This is a genomic window from Paraburkholderia diazotrophica (assembly GCF_038900755.1).
Taxonomy (GTDB): Bacteria; Pseudomonadota; Gammaproteobacteria; order Burkholderiales; family Burkholderiaceae; genus Paraburkholderia; species Paraburkholderia diazotrophica_A.
In genome coordinates this window covers 85,597-107,314 of record NZ_JBBPEN010000017.1, presented here as the reverse complement: position 1 = coordinate 107,314, position 21,718 = coordinate 85,597, and the positions used below count along the sequence as shown (strand labels likewise).

At 61.1% G+C, this 21,718-nt stretch carries 12 protein-coding genes and 1 pseudogene; 6 read left to right on the top strand and 7 right to left on the bottom strand.

Annotation, left to right across the window (positions count from 1 at the left end; translation table 11 throughout):
- Positions 1-550: 550 nt before the first annotated feature.
- Positions 551-754: pseudogene (locus AABE10_RS32750) on the top strand (IS5/IS1182 family transposase); the annotation flags it as partial.
- Positions 755-916: 162 nt separating this feature from the next.
- Here the strand turns inward: AABE10_RS32750 and AABE10_RS32745 are convergent.
- The 5 genes from AABE10_RS32745 to AABE10_RS32725 all read right to left on the bottom strand — a co-directional run bounded on the left by AABE10_RS32745 (position 917) and on the right by AABE10_RS32725 (position 6,647).
- Positions 917-2,338 carry a DUF1254 domain-containing protein gene (locus AABE10_RS32745; RefSeq protein WP_342937249.1) on the bottom strand — a complete coding sequence of 474 codons (1,422 nt, stop codon included), beginning with the start codon at positions 2,336-2,338 and terminating at the stop codon, positions 917-919.
- A gap of 47 nt (positions 2,339-2,385) precedes the next feature.
- A complete protein-coding gene (locus AABE10_RS32740; RefSeq protein WP_342937248.1) occupies positions 2,386-2,760 on the bottom strand; it encodes a BON domain-containing protein in 375 nt (124 codons plus the stop codon).
- Positions 2,761-2,791: 31 nt separating this feature from the next.
- Entirely contained in the window at positions 2,792-3,943 is a 1,152-nt protein-coding gene (locus tag AABE10_RS32735; RefSeq protein ID WP_342937247.1) for a porin, read from the bottom strand.
- 87 nt (positions 3,944-4,030) lie between these two features.
- Positions 4,031-5,659 carry a 3-(methylthio)propionyl-CoA ligase gene (locus tag AABE10_RS32730; protein WP_342937246.1) on the bottom strand — a complete coding sequence of 543 codons (1,629 nt, stop codon included), beginning with the start codon at positions 5,657-5,659 and terminating at the stop codon, positions 4,031-4,033.
- A gap of 511 nt (positions 5,660-6,170) precedes the next feature.
- Positions 6,171-6,647 (bottom strand): 2,4'-dihydroxyacetophenone dioxygenase family protein, encoded by a 477-nt coding sequence (locus tag AABE10_RS32725; protein WP_342937245.1) that lies wholly within the window; start codon positions 6,645-6,647, stop codon positions 6,171-6,173.
- Between the two features lie 157 nt (positions 6,648-6,804).
- Between AABE10_RS32725 and AABE10_RS32720 the strand changes: the two genes are divergently transcribed.
- Both AABE10_RS32720 and AABE10_RS32715 read left to right on the top strand, forming a co-directional pair.
- Positions 6,805-7,842, top strand: a complete 1,038-nt coding sequence (locus tag AABE10_RS32720; RefSeq protein ID WP_342937244.1) for a helix-turn-helix domain-containing protein — start codon at positions 6,805-6,807, stop codon at positions 7,840-7,842.
- A gap of 1,256 nt (positions 7,843-9,098) precedes the next feature.
- Positions 9,099-14,378, top strand: a complete 5,280-nt coding sequence (locus tag AABE10_RS32715) for an autotransporter outer membrane beta-barrel domain-containing protein (RefSeq protein WP_342937243.1) — start codon at positions 9,099-9,101, stop codon at positions 14,376-14,378.
- 863 nt (positions 14,379-15,241) lie between these two features.
- Here AABE10_RS32715 and AABE10_RS32705 read toward each other — a convergent pair.
- Both AABE10_RS32705 and AABE10_RS32700 read right to left on the bottom strand, forming a co-directional pair.
- Entirely contained in the window at positions 15,242-15,529 is a 288-nt protein-coding gene (locus tag AABE10_RS32705; RefSeq protein ID WP_342937242.1) for a hypothetical protein, read from the bottom strand.
- A gap of 75 nt (positions 15,530-15,604) precedes the next feature.
- On the bottom strand, positions 15,605-15,892 hold the full coding sequence (locus tag AABE10_RS32700; RefSeq protein WP_342937241.1) for a hypothetical protein: 288 nt from the start codon (positions 15,890-15,892) through the stop codon (positions 15,605-15,607).
- A 1,298-nt stretch (positions 15,893-17,190) separates the two neighbouring features.
- Here AABE10_RS32700 and AABE10_RS32695 point away from each other — a divergent pair.
- From AABE10_RS32695 to AABE10_RS32685, 3 genes are read left to right on the top strand one after another with little or no spacing between them, the layout of a single operon-like run.
- The gene (locus AABE10_RS32695) at positions 17,191-18,288 is read left to right on the top strand and encodes a serine hydrolase domain-containing protein (protein WP_342937240.1); all 1,098 of its coding nucleotides are present in this window, start codon (positions 17,191-17,193) and stop codon (positions 18,286-18,288) included.
- Between the two features lie 49 nt (positions 18,289-18,337).
- Positions 18,338-19,993 carry a D-alanyl-D-alanine carboxypeptidase/D-alanyl-D-alanine-endopeptidase gene (locus tag AABE10_RS32690; protein ID WP_342937239.1) on the top strand — a complete coding sequence of 552 codons (1,656 nt, stop codon included), beginning with the start codon at positions 18,338-18,340 and terminating at the stop codon, positions 19,991-19,993.
- Positions 19,990-21,621 (top strand): D-alanyl-D-alanine carboxypeptidase/D-alanyl-D-alanine-endopeptidase, encoded by a 1,632-nt coding sequence (locus tag AABE10_RS32685; protein ID WP_342937238.1) that lies wholly within the window; start codon positions 19,990-19,992, stop codon positions 21,619-21,621. The genes AABE10_RS32690 and AABE10_RS32685 overlap by 4 nt, the downstream gene beginning before the upstream one ends.
- Positions 21,622-21,718: the final 97 nt, after the last annotated feature.

Sequence of the window (21,718 nt, the reverse complement as noted above, 5' to 3'; positions counted from 1 at the left end):
ATCGACGACCTGTTGCCTTGGAACGTCGCCCCTTTGCTGCCTCCCTCCGCGCGCATTGACCCCATTCGCTAACAGCACATCCCTCATCGGTCAATCTCGTGGGCAACGGTAATGATCGAGTGCTTACCAGAATTCTGGGATTCGCTGGCGCGATGCGGGCAATGAAGCTGCGGGGCGCGTAATCTAACGGCGCTCGAATCACTCGCGGGTGGGCAACGCAATCGCCCCGATGCACGCAATCTGGCGCGCGGCAAATGCGCGACATCACTTCCTTTGCAAGCCGGCCGGCCCAGGCGTTTTTACACAGCCTCGGCCAGGAACGGTCAGTCGACACAGTCTCCTGAATCGTCGACAATCCCCGCCGAAAATCCGGGGCGACTCAAGACGGGTGAGGTGAATGGCTGCTTTGGGCGGAGACGACGGATCGCTTACTAGCAGCAGTTCGGTGTCTCGTGATTCCATTGCGCGATCTATCTCACTATTCGCCGGGAGTCGAGTGTCGTTGAAAAAGTCCCCTCGGAAAGCCATCAAGCGACGGGAGTGCATCGTCATGCTGGGTCAGCGAAGCGGCGATCAGGACCTTGACGATCATGTTCTGAAGGACCATCTGTTACGCGGCGTAGATCACTTCTTCGATGCCGGAGATCTGCGTAAGCACATGGCGTCCTTTTACAGTCCTGCGGGGCGCCCTTCGATTGATCCAGTGTTGATGGTTCGCATGCTGATCGTCGGATACTGCGTCGACATGGAATCGACCAGCCCCAGTTCAGCAACCCGCTCGGTGTCAATCGAAGTTCAGAAAGCCGGTCTCGTTGCCATTGCGTTCATGGCCTGCGCAGAAATTGCGCCCCTTTGGAAGACCGACCCGGCAACTACGTCCCGCCGGGCCCGCATCGAGTTCTATCGCCGCGTTTGGTCAGTCAACCTTGACAACTTTTGGCGGCGTCCAGCTGCCGTTGAGGATCGAGGGATTGCTTTCCTGCGGCCAGTACATGCGCAACATCAGGTTGAAGTCGCCCTTCGGGGCCGGCAGCCAGTTGGCCTCCTTGTCCTTGCCTGGCGATTCGGTTTGGAAATAGAGCGTGACTGAGCCATCCGCGTTCTTCTTCAGATCGTTGCGCGGGCTGACCGTGAACTTGTTCAGTGCGTTTGGAACAAACCACCAGCCCTGATCGATCTGATACATGGTAATCGACCAGAAACCTTTCACTGGCGGCTCCTGCGCCTTGGCGAAGGTGAGCGTGTACTTGTGGGCACCATTGAGAGCGGCGCCGGTGCTGTCCACCATTGTGTAGGGATAGACAGCATCCTCCTGCACATTCGACGGCCAGCCGAAGGCCGCCACGACCGCGCGCTTCATGTAGTCGGTACCGAATTCGCCAAGGCCCTTGGTGATCTGCCAGCCATCAACGATCTGACCAAGGCTTTTCTGGTTGTCGCCAATCCTCTTCAGGGCTTCTTGAGGGAGATCCTTGAGCGCCGCTTGCGTCTGCGTGTCGAACTTGCCCATGTCAAACGGCTCGCAGGGTTTTAGCCCGATTTGCGCCATCTTTTCGATCATTGGGGTGTCGGCGCCAACAGGCGGGGCGTCCTTGCACATAATGCGGGTCATCATGTCGAAATAACCCTTCGTACCCATGTCGAGGATGGCCTTCTGCGGCTTGTCGGTCATCGAAAAGGGCGGATTCGGATCGAGCGCTGCGGGCATGGACTTGTAGTCAGTACCCCAGGCGGAAAGCGGGGTGACCTTGAGCTGCGACTGCAGCCCGTTCACCGCCTTGTAGTCCGCTTGCGTCCCGTTCGCATAGGTACGCCCGAGAATGATCATGTAGCGGGTCTCGACCGGGACATGCACCATCCCTTTCGGTACCTCTCCCTTCCAGTCAGAGCGCGTCAGCAGATAGTTCGCCGCACCCTGGCCGGCAGTCCGGCTGCCCTTCGAAGTGAAGTCACCCATCCACAAATCGTACATTGGGAACATGTAGAAGCGGCCGTCTGGCATCGCCGGGTGGCTGAAGACCTGTGGCTCCGACACGTCGATCCAGGCAACCGAATACAGCGTGTCGGCGTTCGGTGCCGAAATACCACGATATTCCGCCGGCGGATAGCGCGGCACGTTCAGGAACTGACCCATGGGTGCTTTCAGTTCCTTCAGCGACACGTCAGTCGTGTGGGTCATCTGGCGCCGGGTGACTTCGGTGGTCATCATCGAATACCCATAGATATACGCGTCCATGGCGATGCCTTTTACCTGGTCGGCGGTGAGTGCGAGTGCCGGTACCGAACCGGACACGAGGGCGGCGGCAAGTGCAAAGCTTGCAGTTCTTTTGAATTTCATCAGATACCTCTAGCTTCTGGTTGTATTCGACGATAACGCCGGCCGTCCTACTGGCCACCGAACGGTTTCTTGACGGTCAGCCTGTTGGTCACGGACGTCACACCTTGAACGCCGCGAGCGATCGTAGCGACCTTGTCGATCTGCGACGCGTCTACGACCGTGCCGTCGAGCGTCACTGCGGTGCCCCTCGCAAGTACACTGATGTCGCCGGCGTTGATCTCCTTGTGCTTCACGATCGCCGCATAGACCTTCCTGCGCAGCGCACGGTTGGCAGCTCGGGTGTCCTTGGCCGTCAGGCTGCCGGATGCTGTGGCGTTCGAAGCGGCACCCGCATCGCTTGCGCCGGGCTGCGCCCCGGCATGAACGGATGCCAGCGCGATCAGCGCGGCGCCGGCTACCCCGATTGCTCTCTTCGTGGTCATGGAATGCTCCAGTTTGTTGTGCAGGATGGGATCAGAAGCTGTGGCGGATGCCGATCATCGCCGCCGTGGTCGACCTGCCTTGCGGAACGGCCGCACCATAGGTGATCGTCTGGCTCATGTTGCCGTGGTTGTCAACGTACCCGACCTGCGCATAGGTGAGGGTGCGCCTGGACAGGCTGTATTCGGCGCCCAGCGCATATTCGGCCGAGTGATTGGCCCCGACGTTCCGGTCATGCAGGTAATAGAAGCCCGACGTGACCTTGAAGAACGGGCTGAACCTGTACCCGAGACCCCCGGAAAACATCTCCAGGTTGAACCCTTTGGGTCCGCTCGTATTCGCGGGATTCCTGGCCCGGCTGTACGACGTCGACACGGAGAAATCGTGGAACGTGTACTGCGCGCCCAGATAGTAGAACTGGTTATTGTTCAGGCCGGTCGAGGGCGCGGTGACGATCCCGCTGACCGTCGTCGTGAACGGATTGGAGTCGTGTCCGTTGTAGTACACGCCTGCGAGGTTCAGGCCGTAGTTCGAGTACTGCAGCACGACCGACTCGCGGGTACCGCCCTGGAACTGTCCCGCGACGCCGCCCGGCGCGTATTCGAGTGCAAGCGATGCACCGTAGAGCTTCGGCGACCGGTAAACGATCGCGTTGTCGTCATACAGGGCGCCCACTGAGCCGTTCGTGCTGGTTCCCTGCCAGAACGCGGCCTGGTTCAGGCCCAGCCACGCGGTCAGGATGGAACCGAAATACTGGGCGTTCCGTACGTCGGTGTCGGCCATCGCATAGATCATAGGTACGATCTGCCTGCCCATGTCGATGGAACCATACGGACTCGACACGCCCACGGTCGTTTGCTGATTGAACACCGCGGTGGTAGTCGGCGTGTCGGTCAGTCCACCCTTCCCCGTGCCGGTGTTGAACGCCCCCTGCAGCCTGAAGTTGACCTTGAAGCCACCGCCGATGTCCTCGGTGCCCTTCATGCCCCAGATGCTCGAATAGATGCCGCCGTCCTTGTACGCATAGACATGACCGAGATTCACCCTGGACTGGAAGTTGGCCGCGTTTGCGCTCTGATAGAGCAAACCGGAATCCATGACGCCATACAGTGTGACGGATGATTGCGCGTGCGAAGCACTGGCGAACAGCACCAGTGCCGCGCCGCAGCTGAGCTTCAACTTCATCGTGTCCCCTCTTGTGATTTGTAGACGGCAGGGGTATCCGGGCGGATGCCCCTTGCGGTGGAACGAAACGGCTCCCTTCGACGGCCTTCAGTCGCCCACGTAGTAGTTGCGGAATTGATCGCGCAGCGTGTTCTTGAGGACCTTGCCGGTCGCGCCGAGTGGAATGCTGTCGATGAACACCACCGCATCGGGTTTCCACCATTTCGCGACCTTGCCGTCGAAGTGGGCGAGCAACTCGTCACTGCTGACGCTGCTGCCGGGCACCTTCACAACGAGCAGCAACGGGCGTTCGTCCCACTTCGGATGACTCGCCGCGATGCAGACCGCGCCCAAAACATCCGGATGCAGGGTTGCAACGTTCTCGATGTCGATGGAACTGATCCACTCGCCACCCGACTTGATCACGTCCTTGCTGCGATCGGTGATCTGCATGAATCCGTCGGGGTCGATCTTTGCAACGTCGCCTGTGGGAAACCAGCCATTGCGCAATCGCGCACTGTTCTCGCCTCGGAAATATTCACGCGATACCCAGTGGCCGCTCACATGAAGATCGCCCGTCGAACGGCCGTCCCAGGGGAGCTCGTTGCCGCTGGCGTCGACGATCTTCATGTCGATCCCGAACAGCGCGCGCCCCTGTTTGGCCTGAATGGCATTGCGCTGTTCGACCGGCAGCCCCAGCTGATGAGACTTGAAACTGCACACTGTGCCGAGCGGGCTCAGTTCAGTCATGCCCCAGGCGTGCAGGACGTCGACGCCATACCGGTCCTGAAAAGTTGCCGTCATTGCCGTTGGGCAGGGTGCACCGCCAACCACGGTACGTCGCATCGACGAGAAGGAGGCCTGGTGTTCATCCGCGTGCGCAAGCAGTCCCTGCAAGACGGTTGGAACAGCCGCCGACAGGGTGACCTGTTCCGCTTCGATGAGCTCGTACAGCGACCGGCCATCCAGGGACGGGCCGGGAAATACCATCTTTGCGCCGACCATGCAGGCGATGTACGGCAGACCCCAGGCATTCACGTGGAACATCGGCACCACGGGCAGGATCGTGTCGCGCGCCGAGCAGTTGAGCGCATCGGGAAGTGCGGCCGACAGGGTGTGGAGCACGGTCGAGCGATGGCTATAGAGCACACCCTTCGGCAGACCAGTGGTACCCGACGTGTAGCAGAGCGAACAGGCATCGTTCTCGTTCAGCAGTGGCCACGTGAATCCGTCGCTGTGCGAGTCCATCAGATCTTCGTAGCACAACAGGGAGACGGGCAACTGATGGGTGGCGGGCATGTGCGCGCGGGTAGTCATTGCGACGAACACTGTTGGGCCCGTCGCGCGCTTCGCGACCTCCTCGATGATCGGCAGGAACGTGATATCGAAAAAGACCACGCGATCCGCTGCGTTCTCGATGATGTACGCGAGCTGATCGACGTGCAGGCGCGGATTGAGCGTGTGCAATACGGCACCGGACCCGGACACCGCGAAGTACAGCTCCAGGTGGCGATAGCCGTTCCATGCAAGCGTGGCGACGCGATCACCACGATCGATGCCCAGCGACGATAGCGCATTGGCCATGCGTCTTGAGCGCCGCGCCAGTTCGGTAAAGCTGTATCGGTGAATGTCACCTTCGATTCGCCGCGATACGATCTCCCGCTCACCGTGGTGCCGTTCAGCATGGGTGAGCAGTGAGGAGACGAGCAGCGGCTGCTGCATCATCAAGCCTTGCATCTCTGATTTTCCTGGGCTGGGTGCTTTGATTGACCGTGCCGCCATTTGCGCTGACGGCCGGTCTCTCCGGGTAGCGGCGCGGACCAGACGTGCTTCGCGCGGGCGCCGCAATCCATTGGGACCCGGCGCTGCCACGTTGGTCGAGACGCGTCGTGTCCGTTCCATCCGTACCATCGGATAGGCGTAGATGTACGCTTCCGTGGCGATCTGCTGCGCATCGGCCGGACTGGACGCGGCGCTGCGTTGACCGACTGTGCAATCGCGGCGCCCAGCACGCGCCGGACCCACGGCGCGCAAATTCGTTGAGTCATATCTCCTCCTTGTGGATTGTTTAGCGGCTATCGGCCGCGTCGGAATCACCCGTTCTTTTTCTTTTGTGGCATCGCCAATCGGCAGAGTGCCACGCACGCGGCACTCTGGACCGGTAAGGCGAGGAGTTTGACTCCAGGGCCCCTCAGCACCGGCTTCAGTCCGTTGCCGGCATGGCGCGAATGCGCCGCCGCAACAAATATCAGCCCGCGAAGGACGACAGATCTTTGGGCTCGATGTCGTTAGTCTTGCAGTACGCCAGATAACGGTCCATCGACGTCTTCCAGTTCTCAACCGCGATGATGTTGTCTTTGTCGTCGAGGTACAGCAGTTCGCCGACCACGATATTGAAGGTAATGATGTCCGGCCCTTCCGCGTAGGCTGCCTGCGGCGTGTGTCTCGTCGATGCCGTTTCGTAGACCACGCTGCCGGCGTGCGCCACCCAGTCGTGCTCCTTGTAGCGCCAGCTACCCTGAACGGTATAGACGATGACGGTCCCCGTATGGTGATGGCGCGGCATCTCCACGCCGGCTGGCGCCTTCAGCAGGGTAATGGTCTCGCCGCGTACCGGATCGATCTTGAAGTACTTGACCATCACGTCGGTGCTGTACGGCGCGAATGGCATCCAGGGGGTGTCGTTACCGTCGAGGCAAGCGGTATTGATGGACTCGAACAACATTTTGACTGTCTCCGTTTTTGTCTTGCCTCGGTCCGTCGGGACGAGGAACTTGATGCATTCTGGCAAGGCTCACGTCCGTGGCGCTTGTCATTTTCAGACAACGCGTTATCATTTTTGACAGTCGAAGTCATCGCCGCTCAACTTTCCGCACGCTCCTATGATCCCGAAAGCCGCGAGTCGTCAGGTACCGGCACGCTATGTCCTCCTGCTTGACGACTACTTCCGGTCGTCGGGCAGTTCGCTCGCGGCCGTGTTGCATACAGCCAAGGTGGACCCCGACCGCATAAGGGAAACCGACTGCAGCCTGTCTGAAGGGCAAATCGATGCTTTCATTGAGGAAGGCATGCGGCTGACGCAGCGTAGCGATATTGGCTTCGAGTGGGGGCGTCGGCTCAAGCTGAACTCTCACGATATCCTCGGCTATGCGATGCTTTCGGCGCCAAACCTTGACCGCGTGCTACGCCTCTGTTCGCGTTACTACCGGCTGTTGACACCCATGTTCCGGATGCTTTATCACCGCACCGGTAATCATGCGGAGTTGATTTTTCGGCCTGCGCATCCAATGCGGACGCGAACCTTGAATGTGCTGCAGGAGGCAATTGCCGTATCGGTGCACTTCCAGTGCATGCCATTGCTGCAAACCCCGTCGTCTGTCTATGACATCTACATGCCGTTCGAGGAGCCGTTGCACGTTGCGCGCTATCGGGAGCTGGCGCCCGCGCGCGTTCACTTCGGCCCTTCGGCCCTCCCGGAAATCCGTATCGTTGCGGATACGTGGAGTCTCGACACGCCGCTACCGATGGCTGATGAGCACGCGGTGCGTCGGGCGGAGGACCGATGCAAACTGCTACTCAGGACATTTTCTGCTAACGGAAACGTACGTGAATGGGTTGTCATGATGCTGAACGAAGCGGACAGCGTTCAGCCCACGATCGAGGAACTGGCTCAGGTGCTCGGGATTTCCGCGCGTACTCTGGACCGGCACCTGAAAAACGAAAACTGCAGCTTTCGAGTGCTGTCGACACAGGTACGGGACGCGCGCGCTCGCAGCTTGCTAGCCGAAGGTGACCTGTCCATATCGCAGATCGCATACACGCTGGGTTTTACAGACGTCGCAAACTTCAGTCGAGCTTTCCGCCGGGTGAACGGCGTATGCCCTTCCGCTTTTCGGGCGGGAAGCTCTCCACTTCGATGAGCGACTCGAACAGCATGAGATAGACGAACTGGACTGACCGTCTCAGAGGGGTTCAAACGGGATTTGCGTTAGGCGCTGGATTGTTCAGAAGTCGTTCGCAGGGAATCCACAAGCTCCCGATGAAGCAGACCTTCAGCCCTTCGCCGATCCGATGTGGCCAGGCGATAGACGCGCGTAGTTCACAGCCTCTAGCGCCTTCGGAGCCTGGCGCCTTAGCAGTCTCGATACTGTTGTGAGCGCATCTTCCATGCCGCTTCGGTATTTATGCACGCGGAATATATCGGCTGGCCGTCTGATGCTGAACCGGAAATCGAATCGGAACCCGCCAACCAGTGAACGCTTTTGATCGTCTGTCAATCGGCTGGATGCCGACCGGTCGCCGCCATTCGATACCGAACCGGCCGACGATCGCTTCACCATAACGGCCGCCCGATCGATCTCCAGGCGGATGATGCGATTCGCATCACGCGATACAAATACTTGATCGCGCGCAATTGTTAAGTCTTGCAAGTCCGATTGCCTTTCTGTAGACAAGGCAATTGGATCATGCGAGAGTGCTGCCGAGCACTTTTCCGTACGGATTCTTACCAGGTACGACAACGATAGCCGCAGCGCTCGATAGGTATGCTTCGCTGCAGTCGTCGCGGATGGTGCTCACGACGTTGCCGAAAATAGAGAAAAGGGTGTCCGCCGCTGGAGGTTGCTTCGACGTGGCGCGCCTTTCAAGAGGGCAAGGTAAGCATGGATATCCTGAGGCGAATTGCGCGGGGAACTGACCCAATAGAAAGACAACCAGATCGTCCACGACACCCATCCTGCGCTCCACCGAGCGCTTCGCCTGGCCATGCGCGCCGCAACGGACTTCCATAGGTCAGGCGCTGGCCGCGTGACCAGAGTGCAGGAAGACCTTCCGTTCAGCCGTCTGCCTCGATAGTTGCCACTGACGAGTCTTTGCATCACGCGGACGGGGCTCACTAGCCCAAAGGCCCGTGTCTCTGGGCTGCGCAGGCAGGAGGTTTTTCCTTCGTGATCTGCGCCGAAGCCTATAAGCCCCAGGTGATCTCTGGAAAGCAGATCGCGGATCTCGCCAATACAGGCCCGCGTTGCGACTTGCGCGTTGAAGGAATGCGACCTGGCTCTGGTGCGTTCGGATTTCGTCGAGGACGAGAGCGGTCCCGCTTTCAACGCGCGCATACGTGAATGGCAGAACCAATACGGCGCCACATACAACATCACTTGCGATACAGGGAAAGAAGATGAACAGGTCGTTCAGGACAATCTGGAACGATTCGTTGGGCGCCTGGGTTGCGGCATCCGAGATCGATCATGCGAAGGGCGGGCGCGTGGTGTCTGCGCGAGAGTCAGTATGCAACGTCATCAGACGAACCGTCCGCCCGACGCGCGCTGCACTATGCGTCAGTTTGTCCATGACGGTCCGCGCTGCGATGTTGCTGTTGGCCACGACATTTACCGCAGCCAGCGCCCAGACCTTGAGTTGGGGGCCGAGCGGTGGGGGCGGTTCCGGTACATGGGATAACACCACCGCCAACTGGTTCAATGGCGCGACGGCTATGCCGTGGGTGGGTGGGAACACCGCCGCATTCGGTGGGACGGCGGGCACGGTGACCGTGTCCGGCACGATGACCGTAGGAGGCCTGACTTTCGGTACCAGCGGTTATACGATCACCGGCGGCACGCTGGCCACATCCGGCGGCACACTTACTATCACGGGCGCCAACAACAATATCAACGCAAATATCGGTTCGACCATCGCTGGCGGCTCGAACCTCGCCGTTCTCGGCGGCTTCGTGACACTGACGACCCCGAGCGCCATGTCTTATACCGGGTCCACAACGGTCGCCAACGGCGCGACGCTTAATTTTTCCACGTCCTCCCTCAATACCACAATCCAATCTACAGCATTCTATGTGAATGGGGCATCGACGTTGATCACCAGTCCGCAGCAGCGTGAAAATATTAACGGGACGATCACCTTCGATCAGGTGGGCGGCGGGACCGTGAATTTTGCGGGAAGCGGCGCGCAAGGCGGCACGGTATTGTCGAACGGTTCCTCGAGTACCTCCCTGAGGATCGTGGCGACAGGGGGGGCTCAGGACAGTGTGATCAGTTCTACAGGTACCGGGCTCAACCTGGGTGCTGTTGCATCAAGCTCGCCCCCATCAGCGCTCATACTGGATACGACAACGGCTTCGAGCAGTCTGCTAGTCAGCGCTCCATTATGGAATCAAGGCGCGAGTGTCACCAAGACTGGTCCTGGCACGGCAACGATAACGGCCGCCAACACGTATGCCGCGCCGACCATCATAGACGGCGGCGTGCTGAGCGTGTCGAACCTCGCAAATGGTGGCGTTGCGAGCAATATCGGGGCGTCCACGAACGCTGCAGCTAATCTGGTTATTAACGGTGGGACCCTGCGGTATACCGGCACCGGGGCGAGTACTGATCGCGCCTTTACGCTGGGTCCCAATGGCGGCGCCATCGATGCGTCTGGCGCCGGCCGGCTGAACTTCACCAATACTGGGGCGATTGCATACAGTGGTACGGGTCCGAGTACCCTGACTCTGACCGGCAGCAATGCCGCAGCCAATACATTCGCGCTCACGCTGGGCGACAATGGCGGCTCTTCCTCTCTCGTCAAGGCGGGCGCTGGCACATGGGTGCTCACCGGCAACAACACTTACACCGGCGGCACCTTTCTTAACGGCGGCACGCTCTCGGTCGCCAATGACGGCAACCTCGGCGCCGCTTCCGGAACGCTGACCTTCGACGGCGGCACACTGGAGAACACGGCGGCGTTCACGACCTCGCGCAACGGCACCCTCAATGGTGGAGGCGGCACGTTCCAGACTGATGCCAACCTGACAGTTTCCGGTGCGATGGGCGGGGCGGGAGCCCTAACGAAGACCGGCGGCGCAACGCTGACCGTCACCGGAAACAACACGTACGGGGGCGGTACCACCATCTCGGCCGGCACGCTGCAGATCGGCAACGGCGGCACGACCGGCTCGATCATCGGCAACGTCACCGACAACGGCACCATGGTGTTCGATCGCTCGGATACCTACACATTCGCAGGCGTGATCTCCGGCAGCGGAGTAGTGAACCAGATTGGCGGCGGCACAACGGTGCTTACCGGCAACAGCGGTTACACCGGCGGCACAACGATCTCGGCGGGTACGCTGCAGCTCGGCAACGGCGGCACCTCCGGCTCGATCACAGGCAACGTCGTCGACAATGCGACGCTGGCCTTCGATCGCTCGGATACCTACACGTTCGGCGGTGTCGTATCCGGCAGTGGCGCGTTAAACCAGACCGGCGGCGGCACGACGATCCTGAGAGGTGCAAATAGTTATACGGGCGCAACGAACGTCGCAAGCGGTACCCTGATCGTCGACGGCAACCAGTCGGCAGCCGCCGGTCTCACCTCCGTGCAAGGCGGCGGCGCGATCGGCGGTACAGGCACAATCGGCGGCAGCGTGGTCATCGCCAACGGTGCGGCACTGAATCCCGGCGATCCTGGCTCGGTGCCGGGCACGCTGACGATGAATGGCGACCTCACGCTCAATAGCGGGTCAGTCCTCAACTACAACTTCGGCCAGGCCAACGTTGCAGGGGGCGCGCTCAACGACCTCACGGATGTCGGCGGCAACCTCACGCTTGCCGGCACGCTGAATGTCCAGACGACCCCCGGGGCGACGTTTTCGCCGGGCGTCTATCGTGTCATCAACTACAACGGCACGCTGACGAACAACGGCCTTGCCATCGGGGCTATCCCGTCTTCCAGCTTCTACGTGCAGACGTCGGTTGCCAACCAGGTCAACCTGGTCAATACAGGCACGCTCACTCTGAGATACTGGGATGGTGCAGCGGGACCGCGGAACGACGGCATTATCGAGGGCGGCAACGGCGTCTGGCAAAACTCATCGGGCAACGACTTCTGGACGGAGCAGACCGGGACGGTGAACGCTCCGTTCACGGACGGCGCCTTTGCGATCTTCGAGGGTGCGCCAGGCACGGTGACGGTGGACAACAGCCTCGGTCAGGTCCAGGCAAGCGGGATGCAGTTCGCCACGAACGGCTACCACCTCAGCGGCGGTCCCATCGAGCTCACGGGCGGCCCGTCAGGATCGATTGTCCGCGTTGGCGATGGCACGACCGCTGGCACGGGTTACACCGTCACGATCGACAACGCGCTGACGGGCAGCACACAGCTCGTCAAGACCGACCTTGGTACCCTTGTGCTCAACGGGAGCAACACGTACACGGGTGGCACCGATATCCAGGGCGGCGCTGTACGCATCTCGAGCGACGCCAACCTCGGTGCCTCGACCGGCGGGCTGACGCTCGACGGCGGCACGCTTGAGACGACAGCGAACATGACAAGCGCGCGCAATGTGTCGCTCGCGAGCACCGGCACGTTCATGACCGACGCCGGCACGACGCTGACGCTCGCCGGCCCACTGTCCGGCCCAGGCAGCATGACCAAGGCAGGCAGCGGAAGCCTGGTGCTGGTCGGCGACGCCACCCACACAGGCGGCACGACGATCACGGCCGGCACGCTGCAGATCGGCAACGGCGCCACGACAGGCTCGCTTGCCGGCGATGTGGCCAACAACGCCACGCTTGCATTCGATCGCTCGGATACCTACACATTCGGAGGCGCGATCTCCGGCAGTGGCGTGGTGAACCAGACCGGAAGCGGAACAACGGTGCTCACCGGGAATAACACCTATTTGGGCGGCACCTCGATCACGAACGGCACACTGAGCGTCTCGAGCGACGCCAACCTGGGCGCAACAAGCGGGGCCGTGACGCTCGACGGCGGCACGCTCGAGACCACGTCCAGCATGACGGGCACACACAACATACTGCTTGCGGGCCCGGGCACCGTCCAGACCGATCCGGGCACGACGCTCACACTCGAGGGGACGGTCACGGGCTCCGGCAGCGTCACGAAGGCGGGCGCTGGCACGTTGCTGCTGGCTGGTGCCGATGCGCAGACGGGCGACACGGTCGTCGCAGCGGGGACGCTGAAGGCTGCGGCGGCAAATGTGCTGAGCCCGGCCTCGGCGATGACCGTTCAAGGCGGAGCGACGCTCGATCTGAACGGCTTTGACCAGACCATCCCCACGCTGACGAACGCGGGGACGGTCGCATTGAGCGGCGCGCCGGGCACGACGTTGACCGTCAGCGGCAACTACACGGGCGCGGGCGGCGTCCTGCGGCTCAATACGCTGCTCAACCAGGGCGGCCCTGCCACGAGTACCGACATGCTGACGATCGGCGGCAACGCAGGCGGCAATACGGGAATCCGGATCAATGGTTCAGGCGGTGGCGCGCAGACGACCGGCGACGGCATCCGCGTGGTGCACGTGGGGGGGACTTCGAGTGCCACAGCGTTCCAGCTTGCTGCACCCGTCCAGGCGGGCGCGTACCAGTACCTGCTCTACCGGGGCGGCAGCACGGACGCGAACGACTGGTATCTGCGTTCCCAGCTGGAGGCGCAATCGACATCCGATTCGTCTGGAACGGTCATAGCCCCTGCATACCGTCCGGCGGTCACCGGCTACGTACTGACGCCATCGCTGAACCTCGACTATGGCTTCTCCGTGCTCGGCACCCTGCATGAGCGGGTGGGCGACATCGCCGCGCTCGAAGGCACACAGCCCGGTCATAGCGATGGCGTGTGGGGACGCGTCAGTGGCCAGAACATCGACATGAACGCGAACCACCGGTTCTCGTCGGACGCGAAGACGTTCTTCGCGCAGTTCGGCAAGGACTGGACGCTCGCTCGCCCGGAAGCTGGCGGCAGCACGCACGCGGGTGTGATGGCCACGTTCGGCACTTCGAGCGCGAGCTTCGCGGACAGCGCGCGCGGCGTAAACCCGACACTGAGCACGTCGACAGGCACCCTCACGTCCCAGGCGCAATCGTTCGGGGGCTACTGGACCCGGTACTTTGCCGACCACGCGTACGTCGATGCCGTCGCTCAGCTGACCCACTATCACAATAAGTACGGTGACGCGTATGGCGTCAACGCAACCCAGAATGGCTTCGGGGCGGCGGGGTCGCTGGAAGTCGGCAAGCCATGGTTACTGGGTCCGACGACCATCGCGATCGAACCGCAGGCGCAGCTTCAATACCAGTATCTGCACCAGAACGACTTCAACGACAGCGTCTCGCCGGTGTCGGGCAACACAAGCAATACGCTGCGCGGCCGGTTGGGCTTCCGCCTGTTCCGCGCGAATCTCGAGAACGATAGCAGGACCAGCGCGGCCACCCCGTATCTGACGGTGAATGTGCTGCACGACTTTTTCGCGCCGGGCGCAACCACGGTAGGCAGCACCGCCTTTGCGATGGAGCCGGCCAAGACCTGGTATGAGCTCGGGGCGGGCGTGACGGCGAGTCTTGGCAGGGCGTCGGAGCTTTACATGAACGTCAGCTATACAGGCAACCTGGGTGGCGAGTACCGGCGCACGATCTTTGGTCAGGCAGGTTTTCGCTATAGCTGGTAATCGGTGACATCGCGGCGGAGCCAGATCCCGCAGGGCAATGCTGCAGTGTCCCCGTACCGGATGCGCGCTCGCGCGTAGCGTTCTCGTCCGCGATGATCCGATCGCCGGGCGTCTGGTCCGGTTGTGTCCAGACATCGTGCGGCCATCGGTGCCCGCGTATTACGTCGTCTATCGAAAGGAATGTGCTGCATTGCCGAGACGTGTTGCGTTTCCCGATTGGTTGCTTTGCGAGGCTTGCACCGACTGACGTTCGAGGTACGTTGGCCGTCCGCTCACATCGAGGGACCGGTTTGGCGGAGCAGTCGCTCGAATGGCCACCCGACTGCGATCTCGAACGACGGTTCCTGGCCGACTGTTCGCGTTCAGCCTCATGCACCGTAAGCCGCCGCTCGAAAACATTCCCTTGGGCCAGTGACCGCTTTGCGGAGTCATTGCTCAGCGGGTTCAACCGAGCATGAACCGGCGTTGGACTGGTTGCCTACCGTTGTCTGCGCATCTTGGTATGGATTTGATTGCGAGATTGATCTTGATCGGTGATCGGTGCGGCTTTCACAAAGTAATTCAACAACTCGACAATGGAAACTTCCGCAGCGCCAATGTCGCGCTGAGCGTCCGCTTCGGAGAAAGGTGACCGGCTGTTAAGGGTCGACTTGCGCCGACCGCGTCAGGCGATAGACGGCCGCCAGCGGCCATTGAATGTTGACGCACAAGGTCATTTGAGTGGCGATTTCACTCCCGGAGCGGACCTTCATGGCGCCGGCCGGCGAACCAGCATCGGACGGCACCATGCGGAAATCGCCGTCGCGCGGCGTGTGTGCGGGTTGCGGATCGCCGACGCGAAGGGATCGTCTTCCCGATGTCCGTTAGCCGGGCGTCTGCACCGCAGGGACGGTTCCCGTCCCTTGTTGCGGGAGCTGAGCGACCAGGCCCGCTACCAGTGCGCGATGTTCGCAGGCGACGGCCAAGGTGTCCTGCATCGTGGCCAGCAGCCGCTCGGCGACGGCCGTGTCACGCACCTGATTTCGCAGCCGTTCCACGATCTGTACCTGCCGACGTACACAGCGGCGCACCAGCGCGACGTGCCGGTTCGCCTGATGCAACTCGTCCAGTTCCGTCTGAAGGTCCATGGCCAGCTTCGCCTGTTTGATCATGTTTACCGTCGTCGGCCCGGGCAGTTGCACGGCGGTTGCAGCAACGAGCTGCTGCTAACGCGCCACGACGGCATCTCAGCACAGTTTGCGGCCGGAACCGGCCGCCGCCCCCGTGGCGATCTGCTGCAGCACGCGCTCGCGGCATTCGTCCTTGATCTGGTTGGCGACCGCCTCGACGAAGGGGTGCCCGCGAAACGGCGCGACTGCGGCGTCGATGCGCGCGTCAAGTTCGCGCAGCGCCGCCTCGATACTGTCTGGATCGCCCGGATCGAAGCTGAGTGTGAGGGTGACCTGTTTGAGCGCCGCGAGTGCAGAGGCCGCCTCCGCATCGGTCTGCTCATCCGGCCGGCGCCTGTGGTCCACGGCTCACCTCCCTTTTATATCTGGTAAGCACATTATCAGATACAACAGCGCATTGTGGCAGAGCGATCTTATCGTCGTTCCGGAGTGCGCTTGATGCTGGGACGGGGCTATATTTGCCCTTGTGTCGTAATGGTTAGTGCGACGTCATGGGTACAAACCCGCTGTCCTCAACCCCGATACGACGGACGCGAAACGCCGCTTCACCTGTACGGTTGCGCGCGCGCTTAAACGCCGTCAGGCCCGGCGCGCTTCCGTTTTGGGCGATGCCTGTGCTGGCGCATGGCAGGGGTTCCGAATCATGTCTTTCTCCAAGATGAATGAGTCATGGACACGCGATGTTTGGCTTTGGAGAGGGAACTCGAAGCGGCAGCCCGGTTTCGGGTGCTCTCGGCGTACAGGCGCATACTGCGGCAGCGCATACTTGTCGCCCGGCTAGCCGCGGACCACGACCGTGCTATCGCTGAGGAATGCCTGGGCGAGTTGGAGAGTTGTTTCCGCGTGTACAGCGAAATCTGGGAGCTGCGCCTCGGTGCGCTTGATTCCATGATCAGCCTTCGCCTGGCCCTTGGAGGCAAGTTCGCCGAAGGGGTTTATCGGCACCATGGTGCCCTCGCTGAAGCATGCTTGATGGACGACGCAAAGTGCGAGCCAACTCCGGCTCGTTAAAAAAACGGGGCCGAGTTGCGCTACTTGTCGAACGATCGGATCGGCTGCTGCACTCAAAAAGCCGCCTCTTGTGCGGCGCTCGGCGGATCGTCTGAAGTGGGTCGGCAACGGTCCGATGACCTGTCGGCGCGAGCATGGTTGCCCTATAACCCGCATCACAAGGGACTGACCATTTAAGTGCTTCTCGCCGAATGACTAAGGATGACGAGGCAGGGCAGTCGTTCCATGTTCAAGTCGAGATCGTCAATCGTTGGTCCTACTGCGTCCGCACTACCTCGAAATATCCAGGCTTTAACCGAAGAACTCGTATTTAAACACTGGTTGAAGTCGGCTAGGGGCTGGCGGAATCGTTTCTTCGTAAAGCGCATGCATATTCGAAGAACCCATCCTATACTCGTCCACAGGATCGTCAAGTTGCAAGCGCATCTATCGAAATTCAAAATACTCCGACGATAAGCAAAAAGCATTGCGGTAAGGTCTAAGGAAAAACAATGGCTCTCCTCCGCCTGTTTTCGCAATTGCGAACAGCGTTCGCAATTGGCGTCCATGCCTCTGCATTGCTATTTGCACTTGGATTATCCGCGTGTGGCGGTTCTTCATCGAGCGAGCCGTCGTACATATCCTCTTCCCGTGTGCAGATCAATCAGTTGCTCGTCACGACGTTGACACCGGGTGCCGTGGTGTATGTGCAATCGCCGCAGGGCAACTGGCTCGAATCGTTCGGCACCGCGCAGCGAGGCACCAGCACGCCGATTCCGACCGATGCGAACTTCCGTGTCGGCAGCGTGACGAAGACATGGACTGGCACCGTCATCCTGCAACTGGTCCAGGAAGGCAAGCTGAATCTGAGTGACCCCGTCAGCAAGTTCGTGCCGAACGTCCCCAACGGCGATGCGATCACCATCCAGCAATTGCTGGCGATGCGAAGCGGTCTCTTCAACTACACGAGAGATCTCGGTTTCAACCAGACACTCGATTCGCAGCCGGACAAAATATGGACGACGGGCGAAATGCTGGCCATCGCGTTCAGTCATCCCGTCGATTTCGCGCCTGACACGTCGTTCGGCTATTCGAACACGAACACGGTGCTGCTCGGCATGATTATCGAGCAGATCACGGGCATGAGCGCCGCCGCGGCGATTCAGGCGCGGCTCTTCGCACCGCTTGGTGCCGCCCACACGTATCTGCCCGCGCAGACCGATACATCGCTCCCTGCGCCGTCGCCGCACAGCTATCTGTGGGGCACGAATGCAGAGACGGCGACATCACCCGCGCTTTCTCCCGCGCGCCAGGCAGCCGCGCAAAATGGCACGCTGCAACCGACCGACGTGACGAACGCGAGTCCATCATGGGGCTGGACGGCGGGCTCCGGCATCTCGACCATCAGGGAACTAGCCGCGTTCGTCCAGCGCATGGTCGGCGGCGGCTATCTGAGTGCGGATTTGCAGGCGAAGCGGCTCTCCACCTGCACGCAGCTGACGCCTGGCGACCCGAACTCGCCGGGCTATTGCCTCGGTATCGCGAAGTTCGGCACGTTCTACGGACACAACGGCCAGATCAACGGTTTCAACACGTTCATGGTGTACGACCCGACGACGAACACAACGGTCGTCACATGGGCGACAACTGCGGACACACCTGATGGCCGCGCGCCCGCCGACGCGATCGCTGGAATCGTGATCAAAGAACTGGGCAAGTCGGCTGAAATCGTAGACGAAGACCAGCCATAAACCCACATTGCCATTCGGATTCGGTAGATCGAATCGGGAGATCTCTGGGATGAACGCGAGAACCGATCGTCAACTCTCACGCCTGAGCGTGATTGTACTTACGTTGATGCTGGCATCGTGCGGCGGTTCGGATCATCCGAACACCTCGGTTCCCGACGCGATTACGCAGATCATGCGGAAACCGGCCTACGCTAATGCGATCTGGGCAATGCAGGTGGTCGATCTCGATACAGGGCGCGTGATTTACGATCTCAACTCCGGTTCGCAGGTCTATATCGCCTCCGTTCGCAAGCTCTTTTCGACGGGCAACGCGCTCGACGTGCTCGGCGCCAGCTCAACCCACGTGACCCCTGTGTACAAGCAGGGCACGGTCGATGCGAACGGCGTGCTCACCGGCAACCTGATCATGGTGGCGAGCGGCGACCTGACGATGGGCGGGCGAGCGAATCCCGACGGCACCATTGCGATCAGTGCGTTCGATCACAACGAAGCCGACGGGCTCGGCAACGCAATCCTGACAGCGCCAGACCCATTGGCAGGATTCAACGCGCTGGCCGCGCAGGTGGCTGCGGCGGGCATCAAGACCGTCAGCGGCGACGTCGTCATCGACGACCGCCTTTTCGACGCCTTCCCGTTCCGTGAGGAGGAAGGGTTCGACGTTACGCCGATGCTGGTTAACGACGATGTCGTTGATATCTCGTTCAGTTCGAGCGCGGACGGTGCCGTGCTTCCGTTCAGCTATCGACCAGTCTCTGCGGCCTTCTCCGTGCAGTCGACACTCAAGACGGATTCGACGACGAGCGACTTCAAGGTTGAACTCGCACCTGATCCGTCGGAGAATCTGGTGCCGATGTGTTTCGGAACGTCGAACTGTTCTGGCCAGGTGAGCGGCACGGTGCCCACCGTCGAGCAGCCTCCGCTGACGAACGCCTATCCGCTTGTTCGCACGTTCCGGGTCAGCGCGCCATCCACGTATGCGCGCACGGTGTTCGTCGAAGCGCTGGCGCGTGCCGGCGTAACGGTGACGGCGGCAGCCGTCGGGCCGAATGAGGTGGCGATGCTTCCTGCGCAAGGCTCGTATTCGAGCGCGCAGCAAGTGGCGCGGCTCACGTCCGCGCCGTACGCGCAGGACATCCGCTTCGTGAACAAGGTCAGCTACAACATCGGCGCGGATGTGACGCTCATGCTTTACGGGCTCGCGAAAAACGGCTTACGGACGATGGCCACTTCGCTCGCGACGGAACAGCAGGAACTGTCGTCGACGTTCAACATAGCGCCGGACCAGTATCACTTCGTAGATGGCAGCGGCGGCGGCGAGACCATGGCGAACGCCACGGCCGTCATCGCGCTGCTGCGCGGCATGCGCCTGATGCCCGACTACGCGTCTTACGTCGATTCGCTGCCGTTCCTTGGGGTGGACGGGTCGCTCACGACCGTTACCGACTTCGAAGCAGACCCGACGCTCGCGGGCGCGAAAGGCAAGGTGTACGCGAAGACGGGCACCTATGTCGGCTTGAGTTCGACGACGCCGGCCGTGCCGCAACTCAAGGGGCAGGCGCTCGCCGGATATATCGACGCAAAGAGCGGTCATCGTCTTGCATTCTTCGTGACGGTGAACAACGTCGCGTTCGAAAGCTTCACGACAGTACTGAACGCGTTTCAGGACGAAGGCATGATTGCCGCGCAGATCTGGAAGCTGCAATGAAGCGCGCACCGCTTGCGGCGGCTCTGGCGCTGATCGCGTGCTGTGCGCTGGTTGCGAGTTGCGGCAGCAGCAGTCCGGACGATCCCATCGCGGTGATCATGAAAAAGCCGCGCTACACGAGCGCGAAATCGCAGTGGTCGATGGTCGTGATGGATGCGAACACGGGGCAGGTGCTCGATTCGCTGAATCCCGATCTGCTCGTGCTGACCGCATCGGTGCGCAAACTGTATTCGGTGGCGACCGCGCTCAACGTGATCGGCGCCGATGACCGCTTCGCCACGCCGGTCTACAGCGTGGGCACGGTCGACGGATCCGGCAGACTGACGGGCAATCTGATCCTGAAGGCATCGGGCGATCTCACCTTCGGCGGGCGGGAAAAACCCGATGGTACTGTCGATTTCACCGATTTCGACCACAACGACGCCCGCGGTTTCGGCGGCGCGCTGCTCACGCCTGAAGACCCGCTGACCGCGTTGAACGATCTGGCGCAGCAGGTGAGGGAATCAGGCATTACATCGGTGAGCGGCGATGTGATCGTCGACGACCGTCTGTTCGATTCGTTCCGCGTGCCGAATGGCAACGTGCTGATCTCGCCGGTTGTCATCAACGAAAATGTGATCGACGTGACGCTCGTGCCGGGCGCCTCTGTTGGCGCGGCGGGCGTGCTCGACTGGCGGCCTCGCAGCAGTGCGATGACGATGCAGGGCACGTCGGTGACGACGGCGGCCAACAGCGCTGCCGACATCATGGTGTCGGGCGATGAACTGAAGGATCCGCCGCTTTCGTGTCTCGCCGCGCCGGGCTGCAAGGGCACGTTGTCGAGCGCCGCGAGTCTCGCGATTCCCGCAACGATTCCGCTCGGCTTCGTGTCACCGCTCGTCGGCAATGGCGAGTACGTGAGCATTTTGCGGGTCGAAGATCCGCCCTCATTCGCGCGCACGGCCTTCATCGACGCACTGGCGCGCGCGGGCGTCAGCGTGTCGGCGCCCGCCGTGCAGCCAAACCAGACGGCCGCGCTCCCACCGACGCAAGATTATGCAGGTGCGACGCAGGTCGCGAGCTATACATCGATGCCGTACTCGGAATTCGCAAAGCTCGTGCTGAAGGTCAGCCTGAACACCGGCGCAAACCTGAGTCTGATGTACCAGGGGCTCGCACAAGGCGTGCGCACGGTCAACGATGCCCTCGCCACCGAGCGCAAATATCTGACGGGCACGCTCGGTCTGGATGGCGCGGGCTTCAACTTTCCGACCAATGGTAGCGGCACGCCCGACAGTCAGGCAACCGCGCGTACGACGGCGACGCTACTCACTGTGATGAGCCGGTTGCCCGTTTATCCCGTTTATCACGACGCGCTTTCGATTCTCGGCGTCGATGGATCGCTGGCGGCCGTCGGCAAGAATGTCGTCGGAAAGGAGCACATCTACGTGAAGAGCGGTGCCACCATCAACGCTAAAAACGAAATGGTCGCGATGAACATGGCGGGGTACATCGATGCGAAAAGCGGCCGGCGGCTCGCCTATGCGCTATTCGTCAACAACGCGGGGCCGCTGACCGCGCTTTCCGATACGCTCGAAGTGTTTGACGACGAGGCTATGATACTTGGCGATATCTACGCAAAGTACTAGATAGGACGTGATGCTGTGGATCAGCGGTCTGCTAGGTCGACCGTGCTACCAGACCGGATTCGGGCCATAAACCGTCGGTCGTCTCAATACGTACCTG